The organism is Citrobacter sedlakii (assembly GCF_018128425.1).
In the GTDB taxonomy this organism is placed as follows: domain Bacteria; phylum Pseudomonadota; class Gammaproteobacteria; order Enterobacterales; family Enterobacteriaceae; genus Citrobacter_A; species Citrobacter_A sedlakii.
Window position 1 is genome coordinate 4,086,132 of sequence record NZ_CP071070.1, and the last position, 23,026, is coordinate 4,109,157.

The 23,026-nt window shown below is 55.1% G+C and carries 23 protein-coding genes; 15 read left to right on the forward strand and 8 right to left on the reverse strand.

The window, feature by feature from the left end:
• Positions 1-30: 30 nt before the first annotated feature.
• The gene (locus JY391_RS19390; protein ID WP_042289380.1) at positions 31-1,533 is read left to right on the forward strand and encodes a helicase HerA-like C-terminal domain-containing protein; all 1,503 of its coding nucleotides are present in this window, start codon (positions 31-33) and stop codon (positions 1,531-1,533) included.
• Between the two features lie 79 nt (positions 1,534-1,612).
• On the opposite strand, the gene lptG is transcribed toward JY391_RS19390, so the two are convergent.
• The 3 genes from lptG to ytgA form a co-directional block, all read right to left on the reverse strand.
• Complete coding sequence (lptG, locus tag JY391_RS19395) at positions 1,613-2,695, reverse strand: LPS export ABC transporter permease LptG (RefSeq protein WP_042289381.1); 1,083 nt, start codon at positions 2,693-2,695, stop codon at positions 1,613-1,615.
• The gene (lptF, locus tag JY391_RS19400; protein WP_042289383.1) at positions 2,695-3,795 is read right to left on the reverse strand and encodes an LPS export ABC transporter permease LptF; all 1,101 of its coding nucleotides are present in this window, start codon (positions 3,793-3,795) and stop codon (positions 2,695-2,697) included. Before lptF ends, lptG begins: the two co-directional genes overlap by 1 nt.
• Before the next feature lie 62 nt (positions 3,796-3,857).
• Entirely contained in the window at positions 3,858-3,908 is a 51-nt protein-coding gene (ytgA, locus tag JY391_RS23835) for a protein YtgA (protein ID WP_211180521.1), read from the reverse strand.
• A gap of 153 nt (positions 3,909-4,061) precedes the next feature.
• Between ytgA and pepA the strand changes: the two genes are divergently transcribed.
• The 3 genes from pepA (at position 4,062) to JY391_RS19415 (ending at position 8,992) form a co-directional block, all read left to right on the forward strand.
• Positions 4,062-5,573, forward strand: coding sequence for a leucyl aminopeptidase (gene pepA / locus JY391_RS19405; protein WP_060570896.1), 1,512 nt, complete (start codon positions 4,062-4,064; stop codon positions 5,571-5,573).
• Positions 5,574-5,693: 120 nt separating this feature from the next.
• Entirely contained in the window at positions 5,694-6,137 is a 444-nt protein-coding gene (holC, locus tag JY391_RS19410) for a DNA polymerase III subunit chi (protein ID WP_042289386.1), read from the forward strand.
• Complete coding sequence (locus JY391_RS19415) at positions 6,137-8,992, forward strand: valine--tRNA ligase (protein ID WP_042289387.1); 2,856 nt, start codon at positions 6,137-6,139, stop codon at positions 8,990-8,992. Before holC ends, JY391_RS19415 begins: the two co-directional genes overlap by 1 nt.
• A gap of 85 nt (positions 8,993-9,077) precedes the next feature.
• Here JY391_RS19415 and JY391_RS19420 read toward each other — a convergent pair whose 3' ends face one another.
• A complete protein-coding gene (locus JY391_RS19420) occupies positions 9,078-10,277 on the reverse strand; it encodes a YjgN family protein (RefSeq protein WP_211934873.1) in 1,200 nt (399 codons plus the stop codon).
• Positions 10,278-10,463: 186 nt separating this feature from the next.
• Here JY391_RS19420 and JY391_RS19425 point away from each other — a divergent pair, with 186 nt between their 5' ends.
• Positions 10,464-10,964, forward strand: coding sequence for a GNAT family N-acetyltransferase (locus tag JY391_RS19425; protein ID WP_042289390.1), 501 nt, complete (start codon positions 10,464-10,466; stop codon positions 10,962-10,964).
• A 6-nt stretch (positions 10,965-10,970) separates the two neighbouring features.
• Here the strand turns inward: JY391_RS19425 and JY391_RS19430 are convergent, their stop codons facing one another.
• The 3 genes from JY391_RS19430 to rraB all read right to left on the reverse strand — a co-directional run bounded on the left by JY391_RS19430 (position 10,971) and on the right by rraB (position 13,150).
• Positions 10,971-11,801, reverse strand: a complete 831-nt coding sequence (locus tag JY391_RS19430; protein ID WP_199957024.1) for a topoisomerase II — start codon at positions 11,799-11,801, stop codon at positions 10,971-10,973.
• 101 nt (positions 11,802-11,902) lie between these two features.
• Positions 11,903-12,715, reverse strand: coding sequence for a tRNA isopentenyl-2-thiomethyl-A-37 hydroxylase MiaE (gene miaE / locus JY391_RS19435; RefSeq protein ID WP_211935825.1), 813 nt, complete (start codon positions 12,713-12,715; stop codon positions 11,903-11,905).
• A gap of 12 nt (positions 12,716-12,727) precedes the next feature.
• Positions 12,728-13,150 carry a ribonuclease E inhibitor RraB gene (rraB, locus tag JY391_RS19440; protein WP_199957023.1) on the reverse strand — a complete coding sequence of 141 codons (423 nt, stop codon included), beginning with the start codon at positions 13,148-13,150 and terminating at the stop codon, positions 12,728-12,730.
• A 163-nt stretch (positions 13,151-13,313) separates the two neighbouring features.
• On the opposite strand from rraB, the gene argF (JY391_RS19445) reads away from it, so the two are divergent.
• On the forward strand, positions 13,314-14,318 hold the full coding sequence (gene argF / locus JY391_RS19445; protein WP_042289398.1) for an ornithine carbamoyltransferase: 1,005 nt from the start codon (positions 13,314-13,316) through the stop codon (positions 14,316-14,318).
• A 47-nt stretch (positions 14,319-14,365) separates the two neighbouring features.
• Here argF (JY391_RS19445) and JY391_RS19450 read toward each other — a convergent pair whose 3' ends face one another.
• Positions 14,366-14,818, reverse strand: a complete 453-nt coding sequence (locus JY391_RS19450) for a YhcH/YjgK/YiaL family protein (RefSeq protein WP_042289403.1) — start codon at positions 14,816-14,818, stop codon at positions 14,366-14,368.
• Between the two features lie 677 nt (positions 14,819-15,495).
• Between JY391_RS19450 and arcA the strand changes: the two genes are divergently transcribed.
• The 9 genes from arcA (at position 15,496) to ridA (ending at position 22,861) form a co-directional block, all read left to right on the forward strand.
• Positions 15,496-16,716, forward strand: coding sequence for an arginine deiminase (arcA, locus tag JY391_RS19455; RefSeq protein WP_211934874.1), 1,221 nt, complete (start codon positions 15,496-15,498; stop codon positions 16,714-16,716).
• A gap of 10 nt (positions 16,717-16,726) precedes the next feature.
• Positions 16,727-17,653, forward strand: coding sequence for a carbamate kinase (gene arcC, locus JY391_RS19460; protein WP_211934875.1), 927 nt, complete (start codon positions 16,727-16,729; stop codon positions 17,651-17,653).
• A gap of 123 nt (positions 17,654-17,776) precedes the next feature.
• Positions 17,777-18,781, forward strand: coding sequence for an ornithine carbamoyltransferase (argF, locus tag JY391_RS19465; protein WP_211934876.1), 1,005 nt, complete (start codon positions 17,777-17,779; stop codon positions 18,779-18,781).
• Between the two features lie 58 nt (positions 18,782-18,839).
• Positions 18,840-20,243, forward strand: coding sequence for a YfcC family protein (locus JY391_RS19470; protein ID WP_211934877.1), 1,404 nt, complete (start codon positions 18,840-18,842; stop codon positions 20,241-20,243).
• 29 nt (positions 20,244-20,272) lie between these two features.
• On the forward strand, positions 20,273-20,752 hold the full coding sequence (locus JY391_RS19475; protein WP_042289416.1) for an arginine repressor: 480 nt from the start codon (positions 20,273-20,275) through the stop codon (positions 20,750-20,752).
• A 99-nt stretch (positions 20,753-20,851) separates the two neighbouring features.
• Positions 20,852-20,953 (forward strand): pyr operon leader peptide, encoded by a 102-nt coding sequence (gene pyrL / locus JY391_RS19480; RefSeq protein ID WP_042289418.1) that lies wholly within the window; start codon positions 20,852-20,854, stop codon positions 20,951-20,953.
• 35 nt (positions 20,954-20,988) lie between these two features.
• Positions 20,989-21,924, forward strand: coding sequence for an aspartate carbamoyltransferase (gene pyrB / locus JY391_RS19485; RefSeq protein ID WP_042289420.1), 936 nt, complete (start codon positions 20,989-20,991; stop codon positions 21,922-21,924).
• A gap of 13 nt (positions 21,925-21,937) precedes the next feature.
• Positions 21,938-22,399 (forward strand): aspartate carbamoyltransferase regulatory subunit, encoded by a 462-nt coding sequence (gene pyrI / locus JY391_RS19490; protein ID WP_012907399.1) that lies wholly within the window; start codon positions 21,938-21,940, stop codon positions 22,397-22,399.
• A gap of 75 nt (positions 22,400-22,474) precedes the next feature.
• A complete protein-coding gene (gene ridA / locus JY391_RS19495) occupies positions 22,475-22,861 on the forward strand; it encodes a 2-iminobutanoate/2-iminopropanoate deaminase (protein ID WP_000047541.1) in 387 nt (128 codons plus the stop codon).
• Positions 22,862-23,026: the final 165 nt, after the last annotated feature.

Sequence of the window (23,026 nt, forward strand, 5' to 3'; positions counted from 1 at the left end):
ACTCGACGCAGGATAAACGGAGGAAATCTCATGAGCGCACCCTTGTTAATTGCCCGCACGCCGGACACCGAACTGTTTTTACTGCCAGGCATGGCGAACCGTCACGGCCTGATTACCGGGGCGACAGGGACAGGGAAAACCGTCACGCTGCAAAAGCTCGCCGAGTCGCTATCCGGCATCGGCGTACCGGTATTTATGGCGGATGTTAAAGGCGATCTCACCGGGGTGGCTCAGGAAGGACAAGCCTCTGAGAAGTTGCTTGCCAGGCTGCAAAACATCGGCGTCAGCGACTGGCAGCCGCATAATAACCCGGTGGTGCTGTGGGATATCTTTGGCGAGAAGGGACATCCGGTACGCGCCACGATCTCGGACCTCGGACCGCTACTACTGGCGCGCCTGCTGAATCTCAATGAGGTGCAGTCCGGCGTGCTGAACATCATCTTCCGCATTGCCGACGATCAGGGATTTTTACTGCTCGATTTTAAAGACCTGCGGGCGATTACCCAATATATCGGCGATAACGCGAAATCCTTCCAGAATCAGTATGGCAATATCAGCAGCGCTTCCATCGGCGCGATCCAGCGCGGCCTGTTGACTTTAGAACAACAGGGGGCGAACCATTTCTTCGGCGAGCCGATGCTCGACATCAAAGACTGGATGCGCACCGATGCCAGCGGTAAAGGGATCATCAATATCCTTAGCGCCGAAAAACTCTACCAGATGCCGAAACTCTATGCCGCCAGCCTGCTGTGGATGCTCTCTGAGCTTTACGAGCAACTGCCGGAGGCGGGCGATCTGGAAAAACCGAAGCTGGTGTTCTTTTTCGACGAAGCGCATTTGCTGTTCAACGATGCGCCAGAGGTGCTGCTGGATAAAATCGAACAGGTGATCCGCCTCATCCGTTCGAAGGGCGTTGGCGTCTGGTTCGTCTCACAGAATCCCGCTGATATCCCGGATAACGTGCTCGGTCAACTGGGCAATCGTGTCCAGCACGCCCTGCGGGCCTTTACGCCGAAAGATCAAAAAGCGGTGAAAACCGCCGCGCAAACCATGCGCGCCAATCCAGCGTTCGACACGGAAAAAGCCATTCAGGAACTGGGCACCGGCGAAGCGCTGATCTCCTTCCTGGATGCCAAAGGTAGTCCATCGGTGGTGGAGCGGGCAATGGTGATTGCCCCCTGCTCGCGTATGGGGCCAGTTACTGACGACGAGCGCAACGGGCTGATAAACCACTCTTCACTCTATGGAAAATATGAAGAAGAACGGGATCGCGAATCGGCGTTTGAGTTGCTGCAAAAGGGTGTTCAGGCCGCGACTGAAGAGCAAAACGCGCCTGCAGCGAAAGGCAAAGAAGTAGCGGTTGACGATGGTATCCTGGGCGGGTTGAAGGATATTTTGTTTGGCAGCACCGGTCCGCGCGGCGGCAAGCGCGACGGCGTGGTACAAAGCGTAGCGAAAAGCGCAGCGCGACAGGTTACCAATCAGATCATTCGCGGGATGCTGGGAAGCCTGTTGGGCGGCAGAAAGCGTTAGCCTGACGGACACTGAACGCTGCACCCATTGTGCCCGGCAAGCGTAGCGCCACCGGGCAATCACAAGGATAAAACTGCGGTTACGACTTGCGCATCATCAGCCACAGGCTTATCAAGAAGAACGAAGCGCTCGGCAACAGCGCGCCGACAACCGGCGGTATACCGTAAACCAGCGTCAACGGGCCGAAGATCTGGTCCAGCACATAAAAGACGAAACCAAAGCTGATGCCGGTGACCACACGCACGCCCATCGGTACGCTACGCAGTGGACCGAAGATAAACGACAGGGCCATCAGCATCATTACCGCCACGGACAACGGCTGGAAGATTTTGCTCCACATATTGAGCTGGTAGCGTCCGGCGTCCTGGCCGCTCGACTTCAGATACTTCACATAGTTGTGCAGGCCGCTAATGGAAAGCGCATCCGGGTCCAGCGCCACCACGCCCAGTTTGTCCGGCGTGAGGTTGGTTTTCCATATACCGCTCACCGTCTGAGAGCCAGTAATCTGTTTAGGATCCTGCAGGTTCGACTCGTCCACCTGCGACAGACGCCAGACCTTCTCGTCCGGGTCGAACGTCGCGGAGGCCGCGTAGCGAACAGACTGCAAACGGCGCTGATCGTTAAAGGCGTAAATACTGATGCCGCCTAACTCTTCTTCACCTTTTACCCGTTCGATATAAACAAAACTGTTGCCGTCTTTCGCCCATAACCCCTGCTGGGTGGAAAGCAGCGAACCGCCGTACATCGCCTGCGCACGGTAATTACGCGCCATCTGTTCGCCCTGCGGCGCGACCCATTCGCCGATAGCCATGGTCAGCAGCACCAGCGGAATCGCGGTTTTCATGACGGAAAGCGCGACCTGCATCCGGGTGAAGCCGGAGGCCTGCATCACCACCAGTTCGCTGCGCTGGGCCAGCATGCCGAGGCCCAGCAGCGCGCCAAGCAGCGCGGCCATCGGGAAGAAGATCTGGACATCTTTCGGCACGCTGAGCAGGGTATACATCCCGGCGCCCAGCGCATCGTAGTTCCCCTGCCCGGCCTTTTTCAGCTGGTCGACGAACTTGATGATGCCAGAGAGCGACACCAGCATGAACAGCGTCATCATGATGGTGGTAAAAATGGTTTTACCGATATAGCGGTCAAGGACACCAAATGGCTGCATCACACCGCTCCTTTACGTGAAAAACGGGCGCGCAGTCGGCGCACCGGCACGGTATCCCACAGGTTCAGGCCAATGGCTAACGCCAGATACACCAGGTTGACCAACCACATCCAGATAGCCGGATCCAGCTTGCCTTTACCGCCGTTGGATTTCAGCGAGGTCTGGATCAGGAAGAACATCAGGTACAGCAACATCGCCGGTAACATCGAGAGCACACGTCCCTGGCGCGGGTTTACCACGCTCAGCGGCACAACCATCAACGCCATCATAAATACTGTGAATACTAATGTGATACGCCAGTGCAGCTCGGCACGGGCGCGATCGGTGTCGGTCGTCCACAGCGTGCGCATGTCCATCTGGTCGGTATCGTTCGGATCCAGCGCAACCGCCTGATGACCGATAATCGCCCGATAATCCTGGAAGTCAGTAATACGGAAATCGCGCAATAACGCGGTGCCTTCGAAGCGGGTGCCTTTATTCAGCGTGACCACCTGGGAGCCGTCGCGCAGTTGGGTCAAGTGTCCGGAATCTGCCACGACCACGGATGGACGCGCGTTGCCTTTCGGGCGAATTTGCGCCAGGAACACATCCTTAAAGTCGCTGCCGTCTACGCTTTCGATAAACAGCACCGAGCTGCCGTTGGTCGCCTGCTGGAATTGTCCCTGCGCCAGCGCGGCCATACCCGGGTTGGCTTTGGCTTCCGCCAGCACTTCGTCCTGATGTTTTGACGACCACGGTCCCGCCCACATGACGTTGACCGCGGCGATGATCCCGGTGAACAGCGCCAGTATCATGGCGGCTTTGACCAGCACCGCCTTGCTCAGACCACAGGCGTGCATGACCGTAATTTCGCTTTCGGTATAGAGTTTGCCCAGCGTCATCAAAAGCCCGAGGAACAGGCTGAGGGGCAGGATGAGCTGCGCCATTTCAGGTACGCCAAGCCCCAGAAGCGAGAGCACCAGATTTGCCGGAATGTCACCGTCAACCGCCGCGCCGAGGATCCTCACCAGCTTCTGACAGAAAAAGATCAGAAGCAGGATAAAGAGAATCGCCAGTTGGCTCTTGAGCGTCTCCCGCACCAGATATCTTATGATTATCACTTTAAATACGCCCGTAAAAACTCGTCTTTTGCAGGAATTTAGCTTGTTTCATGGCTTATCCGTCATTTATTCTCTTGAGTCGTCGAAATCGTCGCTAAAATTATTATACTCAGCGGATTCGCCGCTCAGAACGCGTTCTGACGTGCCAATGCCGTAATAACGTTAAGATTAACACGAAGTCACCGCAACAGCGGACATGAGTTACGAAAGCTTGCAATTCTAACCGCAGGTGCCGCCGTTGTCTTTAAGATTCAGGAGCGTAGTGCATGGAGTTTAGTGTAAAAAGCGGTAGCCCGGAGAAACAGCGGAGTGCCTGCATCGTCGTGGGCGTCTTTGAACCACGCCGCCTTTCTCCGATTGCAGAACAGCTCGATAAAATCAGCGACGGGTACATCAGTGCCCTGCTGCGCCGTGGCGAACTGGAAGGAAAACCGGGGCAGACGTTGTTACTGCACCATGTTCCAAACGTTCTGTCCGAGCGTATCCTCCTCATCGGTTGTGGCAAAGAGCGCGAGCTGGATGAACGTCAGTATAAGCAGGTTATTCAGAAAACGATAAATACCCTGAATGATACCGGCTCAATGGAAGCCGTCTGCTTCCTGACAGAACTGCACGTCAAAGGCCGCAACAATTACTGGAAAGTGCGTCAGGCGGTGGAAACCGCGAAAGAGACCCTTTACAGCTTCGATCAACTGAAGACCACCAAAAGCGAGCCGCGTCGCCCGTTACGTAAAATGGTCTTTAACGTGCCGACCCGCCGCGAACTGACCAGCGGCGAGCGGGCCATTCAACACGGTCTGGCAATCGCCGCCGGGATCAAAGCGGCGAAAGACCTCGGCAATATGCCGCCAAATATCTGTAACGCCGCCTACCTGGCGTCACAAGCGCGCCAGCTGGCTGACAGTTACAGCAAAAACGTTGTAACCCGTGTCATTGGCGAACAGCAGATGCGCGAACTGGGGATGTGCGCCTATCTCGCGGTCGGACACGGCTCCCAGAACGAATCGCTGATGTCGGTCATTGAATACAAAGGCAGTCCGGACGAAGACGCGCGCCCGATTGTGCTGGTCGGGAAAGGCTTGACCTTTGACTCTGGCGGTATCTCCATCAAACCAGCCGAAGGCATGGATGAGATGAAGTACGACATGTGCGGCGCAGCGGCGGTTTACGGCGTAATGCGTATGGTCGCTGAACTGCAACTGCCAATTAACGTCATTGGCGTGCTGGCGGGATGTGAAAACATGCCGGGTGGTCGCGCCTATCGTCCGGGAGACGTGCTGACCACCATGTCCGGTCAGACTGTCGAAGTGCTGAACACCGACGCCGAAGGCCGTCTGGTGCTCTGTGACGTGTTAACCTACGTTGAGCGTTTTGAGCCGGAAGCGGTCATTGACGTCGCGACCCTGACCGGCGCCTGCGTGATTGCGCTGGGCCACCACATCACCGGACTGATGTCGAACCATAATCCGCTGGCGCACGAGCTTATCGGCGCGTCCGAGCAAGCGGGCGATCGCGCATGGCGTCTGCCGCTGGGTGACGAGTTCCAGGAGCAACTGGAGTCTAACTTTGCCGATATGGCGAACATTGGCGGACGTCCGGGTGGGGCGATTACCGCGGGCTGCTTCCTGTCGCGCTTTACCCGTAAGTACAACTGGGCGCACCTGGATATCGCCGGTACGGCCTGGCGCTCCGGAAAAGCAAAAGGCGCAACCGGTCGTCCGGTAGCACTGCTGTCGCAGTTCCTGCTGAACCGTGCGGGTTTTAACGGCGACGAGTAATTGTCGTCTGTTGCCCGGTGGCGCTAAGCTACCGGGGCGACGTAGAAATGCTGATTGCAGGCCGGATAAGCATCGCGCCATCCGGCTTTGCATATAAATCCACAACAAGAAGCCCCCTATATGAGAAACGCAACGTTCTACCTTCTCGACAACGACAACACCGTGGACGGCCTCAGCGCCGTCGAACAGTTGGTGTGTGACATTGCCGCAGAACGTTGGCGCAGCGGCAAGCGCGTACTGATCGCCTGCGAAAACGAAAAGCAGGCGCTGCGTCTGGATGAAGCCCTATGGGCAAGACCTGCGGAAAGCTTTGTTCCGCACAATCTGGCCGGGGAAGGCCCGCGCGGTGGCGCGCCGGTCGAAATCGCCTGGCCGGAGAAGCGCAACAGCAGCCCACGCGATCTGCTCATCAGCCTGCGCGTCGGCTTTGCAGATTTTGCCACCGCTTTCACAGAAGTGATAGACTTCGTTCCTCACGAAGATTCTCTGAAACAATCCGCACGCGAGCGCTACAAAGCCTACCGCGTGGCGGGTTTTAACCTGAATACGGCAACCTGGAAATAATGGAAAAGACATACAACCCGCAAGATATCGAACAGCCGCTTTACGAGCACTGGGAAAAGCAGGGCTATTTCAAACCCAATGGCGATGAAAGCCAGGAGAGTTTCTGCATCATGATCCCGCCGCCGAACGTCACCGGCAGTTTGCATATGGGTCATGCTTTCCAGCAAACCATCATGGACACCATGATTCGCTACCAGCGTATGCAGGGCAAAAACACCTTGTGGCAGGTCGGCACCGACCACGCCGGTATCGCAACCCAGATGGTGGTTGAGCGTAAAATTGCCGCAGAAGAAGGGAAAACCCGTCACGACTACGGCCGTGACGCCTTCATTGATAAAATCTGGCAGTGGAAGGCGGAATCCGGCGGCACGATCACTCGCCAGATGCGCCGTCTCGGCAACTCCGTAGACTGGGAGCGCGAGCGCTTCACTATGGACGAAGGTCTTTCTAATGCCGTGAAAGAAGTGTTCGTCCGTCTGTACAAAGAAGACCTGATCTACCGCGGCAAACGTCTGGTGAACTGGGACCCGAAGCTGCGCACCGCGATCTCTGACCTCGAAGTTGAAAACCGCGAGTCGAAAGGCTCCATGTGGCATATCCGCTATCCGCTGGCCGACGGCGCCAAAACCGCCGACGGTAAAGATTATCTGGTGGTCGCAACCACCCGTCCGGAAACGCTGTTGGGCGATACCGGCGTGGCCGTGAACCCGGAAGATCCGCGTTATAAGGATCTGATTGGCAAGTTCGTGGTGCTGCCGCTGGTGAACCGCCGTATTCCGATTGTCGGCGACGAACACGCCGACATGGAAAAAGGCACCGGCTGCGTGAAGATCACCCCGGCGCACGACTTTAACGACTACGAAGTGGGCCGTCGTCACGCTCTGCCGATGATCAACATTCTGACTTTCGACGGTGACATCCGTGAAAGCGCGGAAGTGTACGACACCAAAGGCAACGAGTCTGACGTTTACTCAAGCGATATCCCGGCTGAGTTCCAGAAGCTGGAACGCTTCGCCGCACGTAAAGCGGTGGTTGCCGCTGTAGACGCGCTGGGCCTGCTGGAAGAAATTAAACCGCACGATCTTACCGTGCCGTACGGCGATCGCGGCGGCGTGGTTATCGAACCGATGCTGACCGACCAGTGGTACGTCCGCGCCGACGTGCTGGCCAAACCGGCGGTAGAAGCGGTTGAAAACGGCGATATTCAGTTTGTGCCGAAGCAGTATGAAAACATGTACTTCTCCTGGATGCGCGATATTCAGGACTGGTGTATTTCCCGCCAGCTGTGGTGGGGTCACCGTATCCCGGCATGGTACGACAACGAAGGCAACGTTTATGTCGGCCGCAGCGAAGACGACGTGCGTCAGGAAAATAACCTGTCCGCCGACGTTGCGCTGCGTCAGGACGACGACGTCCTGGATACCTGGTTCTCTTCCGCGCTGTGGACCTTCTCCACCCTCGGTTGGCCGGAAAACACCGACGCGCTGCGTCAGTTCCACCCAACCAGCGTGATGGTATCCGGCTTCGACATCATCTTCTTCTGGATCGCCCGCATGATCATGATGACCATGCACTTCATCAAAGATGAAAACGGCAAGCCGCAGGTACCGTTTAAGACCGTCTATATGACGGGGCTTATCCGCGACGACGAAGGCCAGAAGATGTCCAAGTCCAAGGGTAACGTGATCGATCCGCTGGATATGGTGGACGGCATCTCCCTGCCGGAACTGCTGGAGAAACGTACCGGCAATATGATGCAGCCGCAGCTGGCAGAGAAAATCGCCAAACGCACCGAGAAGCAGTTCCCGGACGGCATTGAACCGCACGGCACCGACGCCCTGCGCTTCACCCTGGCGGCGCTGGCGTCAACCGGTCGCGACATCAACTGGGATATGAAGCGTCTGGAAGGCTACCGTAACTTCTGTAACAAGCTGTGGAACGCCAGCCGCTTTGTCCTGATGAATACCGAAGATCAGGACTGCGGTTTCAACGGCGGTGAAATGACGCTGTCGCTGGCAGACCGTTGGATCCTCGCGGAATTCAACCGGACCGTAAAAGCGTACCGTGAAGCGCTGGACAGCTTCCGCTTCGACATTGCCGCAGGCATTCTGTATGAATTCACCTGGAACCAGTTCTGTGACTGGTATCTTGAGCTGACCAAGCCGGTGATGAACGGCGGAACAGAAGCAGAACTGCGCGGCACCCGCCATACGCTGGTGACCGTACTGGAAGGTCTGCTGCGCCTGGCACATCCGATCATTCCGTTCATCACGGAAACCATCTGGCAGCGCGTGAAGGTGATTTGCGGCATTAACGCAGACACTATCATGCTCCAGCCGTTCCCGGCTTATGACGCCTCTCAGGTTGACGAAGCGGCGCTGGCGGATACCGAATGGCTGAAGCAGGCGATCGTGGCTGTACGTAATATCCGTGCGGAAATGAACATCGCGCCGGGCAAACCGCTGGCGCTGCTGCTGCGCGGTTGTAGCGAAGATGCCGTTCGTCGCGTGAACGACAACCGTAGCTTCCTGCAAACGCTGGCGCGTCTGGAAAGCATCACCGTACTGCCTGTGGATGATAAAGGTCCGGTTTCCGTAACCAAGATTATCGACGGCGCCGAGCTACTGATCCCAATGGCGGGCCTGATCGACAAAGAGGCCGAACTGGCGCGTCTGGCGAAGGAAGTGGCGAAGGTGGAAGCCGAAATTGGCCGTATTGAAGGCAAACTGGCCAACGAAGGCTTTGTGGCGCGCGCACCGGAAGCGGTGATCGCCAAAGAGCGTGAGAAGCTGGAAGGCTACGCCGAAGCGAAAGCCAAGCTGATTGAGCAGCAGGCGGTGATTGCCGCACTGTAAGCAGACAGCCGGACAACGAGGCAGAATGTCTTGTCCGGCTCACAAGATTAAAGCCGGAGAAGCGGTCACGCCATCCGGCTTTTTTTTACATAAAATAGAGCGTCGGCATCACGCCGCGGGACAGGCGCGACACCAGGCCGTTATCTAGCCGCTCATCGCTGTCGCTCAGCGCCAGCGTATCCAGATCACCCTCCACGCAAGTGTTCTCCGCCAGCCATTTAATCACCCACACGCGCAGCAGCGGATAGGCCAGCCCGCCGGTAATCCCTGAAATCAGATACAGGCCGCCCAACCGGTACACCATCCCATGCCAGCTCAGCGTAGAGCGAAAACGGATATGTCCGTCGGCAAGTTGCAGGTTATTGAGGAAATGGTTACGAAACGCGACGATGAGATAGCTGGTCGATACCGCAAAGCCCAGATAATAAATAATCTGCATCATCATAATCTGTCGTTGGTATTCGATAAGAATTAGCGTTTCTATCTCGTCTTCCGACATCCCCGTCACGTCCAGTTCTGCGGCGGATTTGATCAACGCAACGGCCATAAAACCGATCACCGTGAGAAACGGAATTAACGCCGCCATTGCCAGAATCGCCGACTTAATGCAGTGCCGGAGGTTAATCTGTACCGAAAAACGGTGGATGCCAAAACTGCCTCCCTCGCCCACCATTGTCATCAGGCGACTGTAGAGAAAGCCGCTGATCGTGCCCATTCCCGCCAGCGATATCAGACCCAGCGCAATCGCCGAAAAAATAATTTCGCCCAAACTTTCGCGCGGGCAAACCCGGTACAGGCAATAAACCACCACGACCAGTGCCAATATCAACAATACCGGCAGAAATAGCAGATTCCACATCGCCTTCACAGAAGAAAATCGAAAGCCAAAGCGAACGCCGTTCAGCGAGGTCATCATCGCCTGACATTGCAGATTTTTCATCATCAGTATGGGAAGCGATAAGATCAGCAGCGCCAGAATCGTCGCGCCAACCGCAACGTACTCCATGCTAATAAATCCGACACCTGCGATATATATCACCACCAACATTAGCCAGCTCAGGAATATATCGCCACCTTTCATGTTCCAGCTAAAAGGTTGGCCGTTTAGCGTCATGTTGGCATAAATATATCGGCGGCATTTCATTAGCGCCCAGGGCAAATAAATACCCAGCGTAATTAAAACCAGTAATGAATTGACAAGACAAATAAGAAAATAGCTACCGCCATCGCCGCGAAAATGAAAACGATGAGACGGAGTCTCACTCTTTATAAGATTTTCCTGCATATTAGATCCCTGAAAAATTGTTCCTTAAAAATGCACATAATTAGCAGGCAATAGTTTGCCTGTAAAAGAATAATACCTTATTCATGTTTTGATTTACATAATTCCTCCGCGCGATAAGGCGCTTGCATCACTTAGCGGAGGGTGCTATTAGTGCGGATTATTTGCGTAATTTATCCGGATTGTACAATGAATGCTGTCGACTCTTCCCCCACCTTACGTCGCCTGACGGCTAACGATAATCAGGCGATTGCCGCCGTTATCCGCCAGGTTTCCGCCGAATATGGCCTTACTGCTGACAAAGGCTACACCGTTGCCGATCCGAATCTGGATGCGTTATATCAGCTGTATTGCCAGCCGGGTCACGCCTACTGGGTGGTGGAGTGTCAGGGTGAAGTGGTGGGCGGCGGTGGGATTGCGCCGTTGACCTGTAGCGAACCGGACATTTGCGAGCTGCAAAAAATGTACTTTCTGCCGACCATTCGAGGGAAGGGGCTCGCTAAGAAACTGGCGCTGATGGCGCTGGACCACGCCCGTGAGCAGGGATTCAAACGCTGTTATCTCGAGACCACGGCTTTTCTGCGCGAAGCCATCGGCCTGTACGAACATCTAGGGTTTGAGCATATCAGCGAGCCGCTGGGCTGTACCGGGCACGTCGACTGCGAAGTGCGGATGCTCAAACCCCTGTAAGCGCCGCTACTGCATTTCAGGGGATACCGAAAGTCGAATGACGCCAGCGGCGTTGGCTGCTGGCAACGTCAGAACTTCCGTCCACATGTCCTGCACCAGATTGCAGGCAATTTTCTCTTTGCCTATCCCTTTCTGCGGTTCCGCCATAATTTGCAAATCATCGCCATAGCGTTGCGCCAGCGTCGGCACCACGTTGCGCAGGTCCTGCAACGCCTGTTGCTTTTCGGCATCCGTCACCGTGTGTTTATTCGGCCCATAGGCTGCGCGCATCATCGCCACGTCACTGTCCATCCGGCGTTTGATGATCTCGGGTGAGATCATCCGCATCGGATTAATGCCGCCCTTCACCGCCGGAAAGAGGAAACGAAAACACGCGTCATCCCCCTTTTTCTGCACAGCGGCAATCTGCTCCAGATTGATTTTCATGTAGTTAATGACGTTATCATCCGGCGCGTTTTGCAGGCGCGCCATCTGGATCTGCAATATCTGCGGTTGCACAGTATCAATTAATTGCTGCTCAGATTTTCCTTCTTTACGCATCTGAACAGCCTGATCGCGGATACGATTCCAGAGTTCAGGCTCCTGCTCTTTCAAAACCTGCATGGTCGGCAGCGTGGTCATCGCCTCATTAAACTGCTGTTCTTCGCTCTGCCCCGTCGCCGCTTTTTCGCGTGGGATCAGATAGTGAACGTCAAATAAATTCCACGCCACGATCGCCACAATAAAAATTACCGCGCCGGAGACTTTCCCGACCCACCCCTTTTTACGAAACAGGCCAATGACGATAGCGAGAATCGCGCCAACGTAGCCTGCGAGTATGACATGTGTCCAGTTCATCGGTATTCCTTGCCTGCGCGTGAGGGATCCGCGCGTAAAAGAGAGCCATTTTTCACGTCTTTCGTTGTGATGTCACCTTACGCCAGACAGAACTACCGAAATTAAGAGGCGACGGGAACACCGCTATGGAAGCGAAACACGCAGTCCGGCGAAGCGATCAACGCCGCTTCCACTTCTCCGAAATAGCGCACGCGGGGCGAAATGTCCTCTTGTGACACCTGTTGCGCCAGCGCCAGATAGTCCTGATAGTGCCGCGCTTCGGAACGCAAAAGCGAAAGATAGAACGTCTGCAGAGCGTCATCCAGGTACGGAGCCAGCGCAGCGAAACGTTCGCAGGAGCGCGCCTCAATGTAAGCGCCGCAAATGAGCTTATCGATAAGCGTAAGCGGTTCATGCGTGCGCACTTCTTTCAGCATCCCTTTGGCGTAACGGCTGGCGGTGATTTTCACATAGGGAATATTGCGCGCCTGCATCGCTTCCCGCACCTGCCAGAAATGATGTAGCTCTTCTTTTATCAGCAGCACCATGCTGTCGATCAACCGCTGTCCCCACGGATCGTCGGTTTTCGGCATCACGCTTTTACCAATGTGTTTATTCAGCGCGACGAAATCCGGTTCCGGCCCGTCACGGAAGGCAAACGCTTCATAAGGCTGAAGCCAGGCGAGCAGCGCTTGCGCCCCCTGTTTATCCGCGACGTACTTACGCACCAGCAGCATCGCCGTTTGCGCTGCTTTCAGCTCGCAGAGCAGATGGTCGGTCAGTAACAGAGGAAGATGTTGCGGGAGGCGCGCCTGGTCAATCCACGCCTGAGGCGTTGGGCAGTGCAGGAAGCGCAGAATCGGAGCGAGTATTTGCGGGTAATCCATGTGTAACCTGTCAAAACAGTGCGGCAACCAGCGTTGCCGCACGTTCAGCGCATTGTGCGATTAGTGACGCACGCCGTCGTCATCTTCATCGACGAAATCGTCGTCGTCGCCTTCACCTTCTTCGCCGTTCGGATCTTCAAAGTAGGTGCCCCAGCCGTCGTATTCAACATCATATTTTTCCGCCAGGGTCATCAGTTGTTCAACCTGCGCATCAATCAGTTCGGCATTCAGCGCGCATTCACTGAGGATATCGCAGCAGATCACCGTGTCGCCTTCTTCCACTTCCAGTTCTTCCGGCTCAGTCACTTCATAACCGAGTTTAAACGCTTCTACCGCCGCTTTTTCCAGGGTTTCGAAGTCGTCTGCGGAAAGGTGATGCTCGATGGTGTACAGCGCGTCCGGGTCGCTGCCATCTTCCAGTAATTCTTCAATAATCAGGCGCGTCTCTTCACGCTGTTCTTCCAGTAGTTCCGGGTTTGCCATAGCTCGTTCCTCATAATGTCCTGCCGATACTCTTATTGTCACACACCGCCGTCATTGCCTCCACCTTTCCAGGAAAGATTTGTTAAACGGGGTTGCAATTGCATAATCATCCATATAAATTGAATTTTAATTCAATAAGTGGCTTATGCCTCAGGAGGGATCTATGTCAGGTTTTTATCAGAAGCATTTTTTGAAGTTACTCGATTTTACCTCTGCTGAACTTACCGCGCTGCTGCAACTCGCAGCCTCCCTGAAAGCTGCCAGGAAAAACGGCACAGAAGAACAGAAACTGACGGGCAAAAATATCGCGCTCATCTTCGAAAAAGACTCGACCCGTACACGATGCTCTTTCGAAGTTGCCGCATATGACCAGGGCGCGCGCGTGACCTATCTCGGCCCCAGCGGCAGTCAAATTGGCCACAAAGAGTCGATGAAAGACACCGCCCGCGTGCTCGGGCGAATGTATGACGGCATTCAGTACCGCGGCTACGGCCAGGAACTGGTCGAAACGCTGGCGGCCTACGCTGGCGTTCCGGTGTGGAATGGCCTGACTGATGAATTTCATCCGACCCAATTGCTGGCTGACCTGCTGACCATGCAGGAGCATCTGCCGGGCAAAGCGTTTAACGAAATGACGCTGGCGTATGCGGGCGATGCGCGCAACAACATGGGCAACTCGATGCTTGAAGCCGCCGCCTTAACCGGGCTGGATCTGCGTCTGGTCGCGCCTGAGTCCTGCTGGCCGGAGGCTGCGCTGGTGGCAGAATGCCAGGCGATGGCGAAGAAAAACGGCGGGAATATCACTCTTACCGCAGACGTTGCCGCAGGCGTCAAGGGCGCGGACTTTATCTATACCGACGTCTGGGTATCGATGGGCGAACCAAAAGAAAAGTGGGCGGAGCGTATCTCGCTGTTGCGCGGCTATCAGGTCAACAGCCAGATGATGGCGCTTACGGGCAATCCGCAGGTGAAGTTTCTGCACTGCCTGCCCGCGTTCCACGACGACCAGACCACGCTGGGCAAGAAAATGGCCGCAGAGTACGGGCTGCATGGCGGCATGGAAGTGACCGACGAGGTGTTTGAGTCTCCGGCCAGCATTGTGTTCGATCAGGCCGAAAACCGGATGCACACCATCAAAGCGGTAATGGTCGCGACGTTATCGCAATAATCCGTTGCCGGAGGCCGGGCGCGCAATCGCCGCCCGGCCCTGGCGTATTACGCTACCAGCAGCTTAACCACCGCTTTACGCACCTGCGCCGGTGCGCCGACGGCGCACAGCGGCTTGTGGACTTCTCCTGGATAAAAGACGACAAAGTCGCCTTCATTCAGGATCACTGTCTTTTCCTGCTCACCTTCCGGTAAGAAGGCGATATCTTTTTCCGCCAGCCAGTCCGTTTCCGGCGTTCCTGCTGGCAACGTGCTGAAGGTCATCCCTTCCTGCCCTTTTAAAACGATCTGGATGTCCAGATAGCGCGCATGATACTCCGCCCGACGCTTTTCAAACGGCTCGGTCATGTCTTCCGAAATCAAGTAAAACAGTCGGTTACCGTCAATATCGTGCTTACCCTTTTCTGTTGTTTCAGAGACATGGGCTTTTATGTGCTCAATGGCTTCGCGCAACTCCTGAGGAAGCCAGGATTGCAGATGGTGAATATTGCCGACGATCATCTCATACCTCACAATTAAAACAGCGTTTCATTTTAAATTGTTATACGAGAATTTTTAGCGGAGCACCACCCCCGTCTGACGAAGTTTTGCGTCAGCGCATGTTTATCGGCGGACTTGTTGATGGACTGTTAACAGCTAATTGTAATTTATGCGCTTTTTCTGCATAACTGGTAAACCAGCGTTTCCTTAACGCTGCCTAACCTGCTGTTATTAAATTCTTTACAGGAAAAATCAGCAGCCGATCACACTTCATTTTCCCTGCATTAACGAGCAACATTCTCATAATTATCGCATGATTTAATTTTGGTCCTAAATAATATAATTAGCATTACGCATACTTATGCAGTAAATTGTTAGCAACCCTTACAAATCAATCGGTTAGCGGAGATAATTTATATATCGCCCCCAACAAATAATTAACACTGTCGCATAAGCCGCCGCATAATTGCGTAGTAATTCATTTTAGATCTTATTATTTTTGTTATTTCTCAGACCCCCGTCATATATTAATTAAGAAAATACACATATCCCACCTGATGTGAATCCCATCACACAATCCCTCTGAAATTAATTTAATGATGCTTTACGAAAATTATCTGCACTGTCCTGACTGCGAATAACCTGATTATTTGCAGCCACCACCTTTTTATTCCTGAAACAGAGTGGAAGGTATCGTAATGGAAAAACATTATGTCGGTTCTGAAATCGGTCAACTGCGCAGCGTAATGCTGCATCGCCCAAATCTCAGCCTGAAACGCCTCACGCCATCTAACTGTCAGGCGCTGTTATTTGATGACGTGCTGTCGGTTGAACGTGCGGGTGAGGAGCATGACATTTTTGCCAACACCCTGCGTCAACAGGGCATCGAAGTGCTGTTACTGACTGATTTATTAACACAAACCCTGGATATCGCTGACGCCAGGCGCTGGCTACTGGAGACGCAAATTTCCGATTACCGACTCGGCCCAACCTTTGCCGCCGACATTCGCGCGTGGCTGGCGGATATGCCGCACCGGGAACTGGCGCGGCATTTAAGCGGCGGACTCACGTACGGTGAAATTCCGGCATCCATTAAAAATATCGTGGTGGATACTCACGATATTAATGACTTTATTATGAAGCCATTACCTAACCACTTATTCACTCGCGACACTTCATGCTGGATATATAACGGCGTTTCGATTAATCCGATGGCGAAACCCGCCCGTCAGCGTGAAACCAATAATTTGCGTGCGATATATCGCTGGCACCCACAATTTGCCGACGGCGAATTTATTAAATATTTCGGCGACGAAAACATTAATTACGACCACGCGACGCTTGAAGGCGGAGATGTACTGGTGATTGGACGCGGCGCGGTATTAATCGGCATGTCCGAACGCACCACGCCGCAGGGCATTGAATTTCTGGCTCAGGCGCTGTTTACCCATCGTCAGGCCGAACGGGTGATTGCCGTTGAGCTGCCTAAACACCGCTCCTGTATGCATCTCGACACGGTGATGACCCATATCGATATCGACACGTTTTCCGTGTACCCGGAAGTGGTGCGTCAGGACGTCAAGTGCTGGACCCTGACCCCGGACGGGCGCGGCGGGCTGAAGCGTACCGAGGAGCGCACGCTGGTGAACGCCATTGAAAAAGCGCTCGGCATCGATCAGGTCCGCTTAATCACCACCGGCGGCGACGCCTTTGAGGCCGAGCGCGAACAGTGGAATGACGCCAATAACGTCCTCACCCTGCGCCCCGGCGTTGTGGTGGGCTACGAGCGCAATATCTGGACCAACGAGAAATACGACAAAGCGGGGATCACCGTACTGCCTATCCCCGGCGACGAACTGGGACGCGGGCGCGGCGGCGCACGCTGCATGAGCTGCCCACTGGAACGCGACAGCATTTAAGGAATCGACCATGACACAGAAACCGACTCTGGTTGTCGCGCTGGGCGGCAACGCGCTGCTTAAGCGCGGCGAACCGCTGGAAGCGGATATTCAGCGCAAAAACATCGAACTGGCGGCCAGCACCATCGCGCAGCTCACCCGGCAGTGGCGGGTGGTGCTGGTGCATGGCAACGGCCCGCAGGTTGGTCTGCTGGCGTTACAGAACAGCGCCTATGACCGCGTTACCCCCTATCCTCTCGACATCCTCGGCGCCGAAAGCCAGGGGATGATCGGCTACATGCTGCAACAGGCGCTGAAAAATCAGTTACCACAGCGGGAAATCAGCGTCCTGCTGACCCAGGTGGAAGTGGACGAGCACGATCCGGCGTTTCGCAAGCCGACTAAATACATCGGCCCGGTGTATGACGCGGCGCAGGCTGATGCGCTGGAGGCGGAAAAAGGCTGGGTATTCAAAGCCGACGGCAACGCGTTCCGCCGCGTGGTGCCTTCGCCACAGCCCAGACGCATTGTGGAAAGCGATGCGATTCAGGCGCTGATTGCCCGCGATCATCTGGTGATCTGCAACGGCGGCGGCGGCGTGCCGGTCATTGAAAAAGTGGACGGTTACCACGGCATTGAAGCGGTGATCGACAAAGACCTCTCCGCCGCCCTGCTCGCCAGCCAGATCCGCGCCGACGCGCTGCTGATCCTGACCGACGCCGACGCCGTGTATCTCGACTGGGGTAAACCCACGCAGCGTCCGCTGGCGCAGGTAACCCCGGAATTGCTTAGCGAGATGCAGTTTGACGCGGGGTCGATGGGGCCGAAAGTCACCGCCTGCGCAGAGTTTGTCAGCCGCTGCCATGGCATTGCCGGGATTGGTTCGCTGACCGATGGCCCGGCAATCCTCGCTGGCGATAAAGGCACGTTAATCCGACGCGAAACTGCCGACGCGTAATCCCTTTTATTTCATTCATCTCTTTGTCGACCGGATAACGCAACGCCGTCATCCGGCAACGAAACGCTGACATCGTCTGACGGCGCGGCGCTTGTCAGGCCTACACGATTTAAGGACAGATACATGGCTATTTCACTGAAAAAACGTAACTTTCTGAAACTTCTGGACTTTACTCCAGCGGAAATTCAGTCGTTGATCAATTTGGCAATCGAACTGAAAGCGGCCAAAAAAGCCGGGCGTGAGGTGCAAAAACTGAGCGGTAAAAACATCGCGCTGATTTTTGAAAAAACCTCCACCCGCACCCGCTGTGCCTTTGAGGTTGCAGCCTTCGACCAGGGCGCGCAGGTGACCTATCTCGGTCCGAGCGGATCGCAAATTGGTCATAAAGAGTCGATGAAAGACACCGCCCGGGTACTGGGACGGATGTATGACGGCATTGAATATCGCGGCTTCGGTCAGCAAATCGTCGAAGAGTTAGGGCAATACGCCGGTGTACCGGTATGGAACGGCCTGACCGACGCGTTTCATCCCACACAGATCCTCGCGGATCTGATGACCATGCTGGAGCATGCGCCAGGAAAAACGCTGCCGGAACTGCGCTTTGCCTATCTGGGCGATGCGCGCAACAACATGGGCAATTCGCTGATGGTCGGCGCGGCGAAAATGGGTATGGACATCCGGCTGGTGGCGCCGAAATCATTCTGGCCCGACGAGGCGCTGGTCGCCGAATGCCGCGCTATCGCCAGCACCACTGGCGCGCGCATCACCCTGACAGAGGATGTGGAAGCAGGCGTCTATGACGTCGATTTCCTCTATACCGACGTCTGGGTGTCAATGGGCGAACCAAAAGAAGCGTGGGCGGAACGCGTCAGTCTGATGACCCCTTACCAGGTGAATCAGCAGGTGATTAACGCGACCGGCAACCCAAACGTCAAGTTCATGCACTGCCTGCCCGCCTTTCATAACGAGCACACCAAAGTAGGACGCGAAATCGAAGCGGCTTACGGTCTGAAGGGGCTGGAAGTGACCGACGAGGTGTTTGAGTCCGACCACGCCATCGTGTTCGACGAAGCGGAAAACCGCATGCACACCATCAAAGCGGTGATGGTAGCGACCCTCGGCGACTAACCCTTGCGGGCAGCGGTCGCTACGACGGCGGCTGCCCGTGATATCCGGAGAGAAAATCATGGGTAAATTCAAATTTCCCACCGCGTACACCATCCTGTTTATTCTTATCGCGCTGGTCGCCGTCATGACCTGGATTGTCCCGGCGGGCAAATACCAGATGGCGATGAACGCCACGCTTGGCAAAGAGGTTCCGGTGGCGGGAACCTATGCTCCCACCGAGGCGCATCCGCAGGGCATTACCGCTGTATTGCTGGCGCCCATTGACGGTTTATACAATCACGAAACCTACACCGCAGGCGCAATTGACGTGGCGCTGTTTGTTCTGATCATCGGCGGCTTCCTCGGCGTGGTGAACAAAACCGGCGCTATCGACGCGGGCATTGAGCGGGTGACGGTCAGACTTAACGGCAAAGAGGAATGGATGATCCCCATCCTGATGGCGCTGTTTGCCGCGGGAGGCACGATTTACGGGATGGCGGAAGAGTCGCTCCCTTTCTACACGCTGCTGGTACCGGTGATGATGGCGGCGCGTTTTGATCCGCTGGTTGCCGCCGCCACCGTGTTGCTCGGCGCAGGCATCGGCACGTTGGGCTCGACCATTAACCCGTTCGCCACGGTCATTGCCGCCAACGCCGCCGGGATCCCGTTCACCCAGGGAATGCTGCTGCGCGTCGTTCTGCTGCTCGTCGGCTATCTCATCTGCGTGGTCTGGGTTATGCGTTACGCGCGTAAGGTACGCAGCAACCCTGAACTGTCGATCGTGGCGGATAAAATGGCGGAAAACCGCGCCCACTTCCTCGGCAACCGTTCCGATACCCTGCTGGCCTTCACCGCCACCCGCAAATGGATTCTGCTGATCTTCGCCGCCTCTTTCGCCATTATGATCTACGGCGTGGCGGTGCGCGGCTGGTGGATGGCCGAAATCTCTGGCGTCTTTCTGGCGGCGGCGATCGTGGTGGGCGTAATCGCCCGCATGGGAGAAGAAGCGTTTACCAGCACCTTTATCGACGGCGCGCGCGATCTGCTCGGCGTGGCGTTGATTATCGGCATCGCGCGCGGCATTGTGGTCGTCATGGATAACGGCATGATTACTCATACCATTTTGCACAGCGCCGAGAATCTGGTCTCCGGTCTATCCACCACGATTTTCATCAACGTCACCTACTGGCTGGAAGTTCTGCTCTCCTTCCTGGTCCCTTCATCATCCGGACTGGCGGTACTGACGATGCCGATCATGGCTCCGCTGGCCGATTTTGCCCATGTGCAGCGGGATCTGGTTGTTACGGCGTACCAGTCAGCGTCGGGGATCGTCAACCTGATCACCCCGACCTCGGCAGTGGTGATGGGCGGCCTGGCGATCGCCCGCGTTCCCTACGTGCGGTATCTGAAATGGGTTGCGCCGCTGTTGCTGATCCTGACGGTGCTCAACATGGCCGTACTGAGCGTGGGCGCCATGCTGTAGCGTTCGAATAATAAAGATAAGGTGCATTTATGAAGGATTACGATGATTACTCCGCCAAAGAGCAGCAGCAACTGGCGGTCTGTCAGCGCCTGATTACCGAAAAAAGTTACCTGTCGCAGGAGGAGATACGCCGCGACCTGCAGGACCACGGGTTTGAAAGCATCAGTCAGTCGACGGTGTCGCGCCTGCTGAAAATGCTTGGCGTCATAAAAATACGAAATACAAAGGGTCAAAAAATTTATTCCGTGAATCCGCAACTGCGCCCTGCGCCGGATGCCGCCCGTTCGATTGCTGAAATGGTGGTCAGCGTGGAGCATAACAGCGAATTTATCCTTATCCATACCGTTGCCGGATATGGCCGCGCGGTCGCCAGAATCCTCGATTACCACGCCCTGCCGGAGATCCTCGGGGTTATCGCTGGCAGCAGTATTGTCTGGGTGGCCCCCCGGGTCGTGCAGCGCACCGGCCTTGTCCACAAGCAGATTAATTACTTACTCAAGATGAATTAGTATTCATTAAAACCGTTTGCTTTGAATAAAATGAGCATTTTTTTGCTTGATCCGTAAACGGAGCTGAGTATAATCGCGGACAATTTGCCGGGAGGAAGCATGGTTCAGTGTGTACGACATTCTGTCTTACCGCGTCTGAAAACAGACGCTGGCCTGCCGTTTTTCTTTCCGTTGCTCACCTATTCACAGCCCCTCAATTGAGGGGCTTTTTTTTGCCCAGGCGTCAGGAGATAAACATGGCTAATCCGCTGTATCAAAAACACATCATTTCCATAAACGACCTCAGCCGCGATGACCTCAATCTGGTGCTGGCGACGGCAGCAAAATTAAAAGCGAATCCACAGCCGGAGCTGCTAAAGCATAAGGTCATCGCCAGCTGTTTCTTCGAGGCTTCCACGCGTACCCGCCTGTCGTTTGAAACGTCGATGCACCGCCTGGGCGCAAGTGTGGTGGGCTTTTCCGACAGCGCGAACACGTCGCTGGGTAAAAAAGGTGAGACGCTGGCAGACACCATTTCGGTGATCAGCACCTATGTGGACGCTATCGTGATGCGCCATCCGCAGGAAGGCGCCGCGCGTCTGGCGACCGAGTTTTCCGGCCAGGTGCCGGTACTGAACGCTGGCGACGGTTCAAACCAACATCCGACCCAAACGCTGCTGGATCTGTTTACCATCCAGGAAACCCAGGGTCGTCTGGATAACCTACACGTCGCGATGGTCGGCGACCTGAAATATGGCCGTACCGTCCACTCGCTGACCCAGGCGCTGGCGAAGTTCGACGGCAACCGTTTCTACTTTATCGCCCCGGACGCGCTGGCGATGCCGCAGTACATTCTCGATATGCTCGACGAAAAGGGCATCGCCTGGAGCCTGCACGCCTCGATTGAGGAAGTCATGGCGGAGGTGGACATTCTGTACATGACCCGCGTACAGAAAGAGCGTCTCGACCCGTCGGAATACGCCAACGTAAAAGCGCAGTTTGTTCTGCGCGCCAGCGATCTGGCGGGCGCGCGTGAAAACATGAAGGTGCTGCATCCGCTGCCGCGCATTGATGAAATCGCCACCGACGTCGATAAAACCCCGCATGCCTGGTACTTCCAGCAGGCGGGTAACGGTATTTTTGCCCGCCAGGCGTTACTGGCATTGGTTCTGACCCGCGATCTGGCACTGTAAGGGAGAATAAACGATGACACACGACAATAAATTACAGGTTGAAGCGATCAAATGCGGCACCGTGATCGATCATATTCCCGCCCAGGTAGGCTTTAAGCTGCTGACCCTGTTCAAGCTGACCGAAACCGACCAGCGCATCACCATCGGCCTCAACCTCCCTTCCGGCGAAATGGGCCGCAAAGATCTGATCAAAATTGAGAACACCTTCCTGACCGCTGAGCAGGTTAACCAGCTGTCACTGTATGCGCCGCAGGCCACCGTGAACCGGATCGACAATTACGAGGTAGTAGGAAAATCGCGTCCAAGCCTGCCGGATCGCATTGAAAGCGTTCTGGTTTGCCCGAACAGCAACTGCATCAGCCATGCGGAGCCGGTTTCCTCCAGCTTTGCAGTGAAAAAGCGCGCGGATGACATTGCGCTCAAATGCAAATACTGCGAAAAAGAGTTTTCTCATTATGTGGTGCTGGCCAACTAATTGGGGTTGGTTATAAATTCCCGGCTCCTTATAATTGTCGGGAACTTTCTTTTACCGCTGTATTCAGGAGAAATCATGAGCAAAACTATCGCGACGGAAAATGCACCTGCGGCTATCGGTCCTTATGTTCAGGGCGTAGATCTGGGCAGCATGATCATCACTTCCGGTCAGATCCCGGTTGATCCAAAAACCGGCAGCGTACCGGAAGACGTGTCCGCTCAGGCGCGTCAGTCGCTGGAAAACGTTAAAGCCATCGTCGAAGCGGCTGGCCTGAAAGTGGGCGACATCGTGAAAACCACCGTGTTTGTCAAAGATCTGAACGACTTCGCGACCGTGAACGCCACCTACGAAGCGTTCTTCACCGAGCACAACGCCACCTTCCCGGCGCGCTCCTGCGTGGAAGTGGCGCGTCTGCCGAAAGACGTAAAAATCGAAATCGAAGCGATTGCCGTTCGTCGCTAACTATTCCGGTTATCTCTTTTTAAGGCAGCACACGCTGCCTTATGTTTTTAAAAATAAAATAGGTTTTTATTTTGACCTTTTTTATCCTCGCTATTTCATGACATCACCGTCGGTCCATTAATACACTTCCTGCCGCACTCGTTGTTTTAATACACTAATGGACTA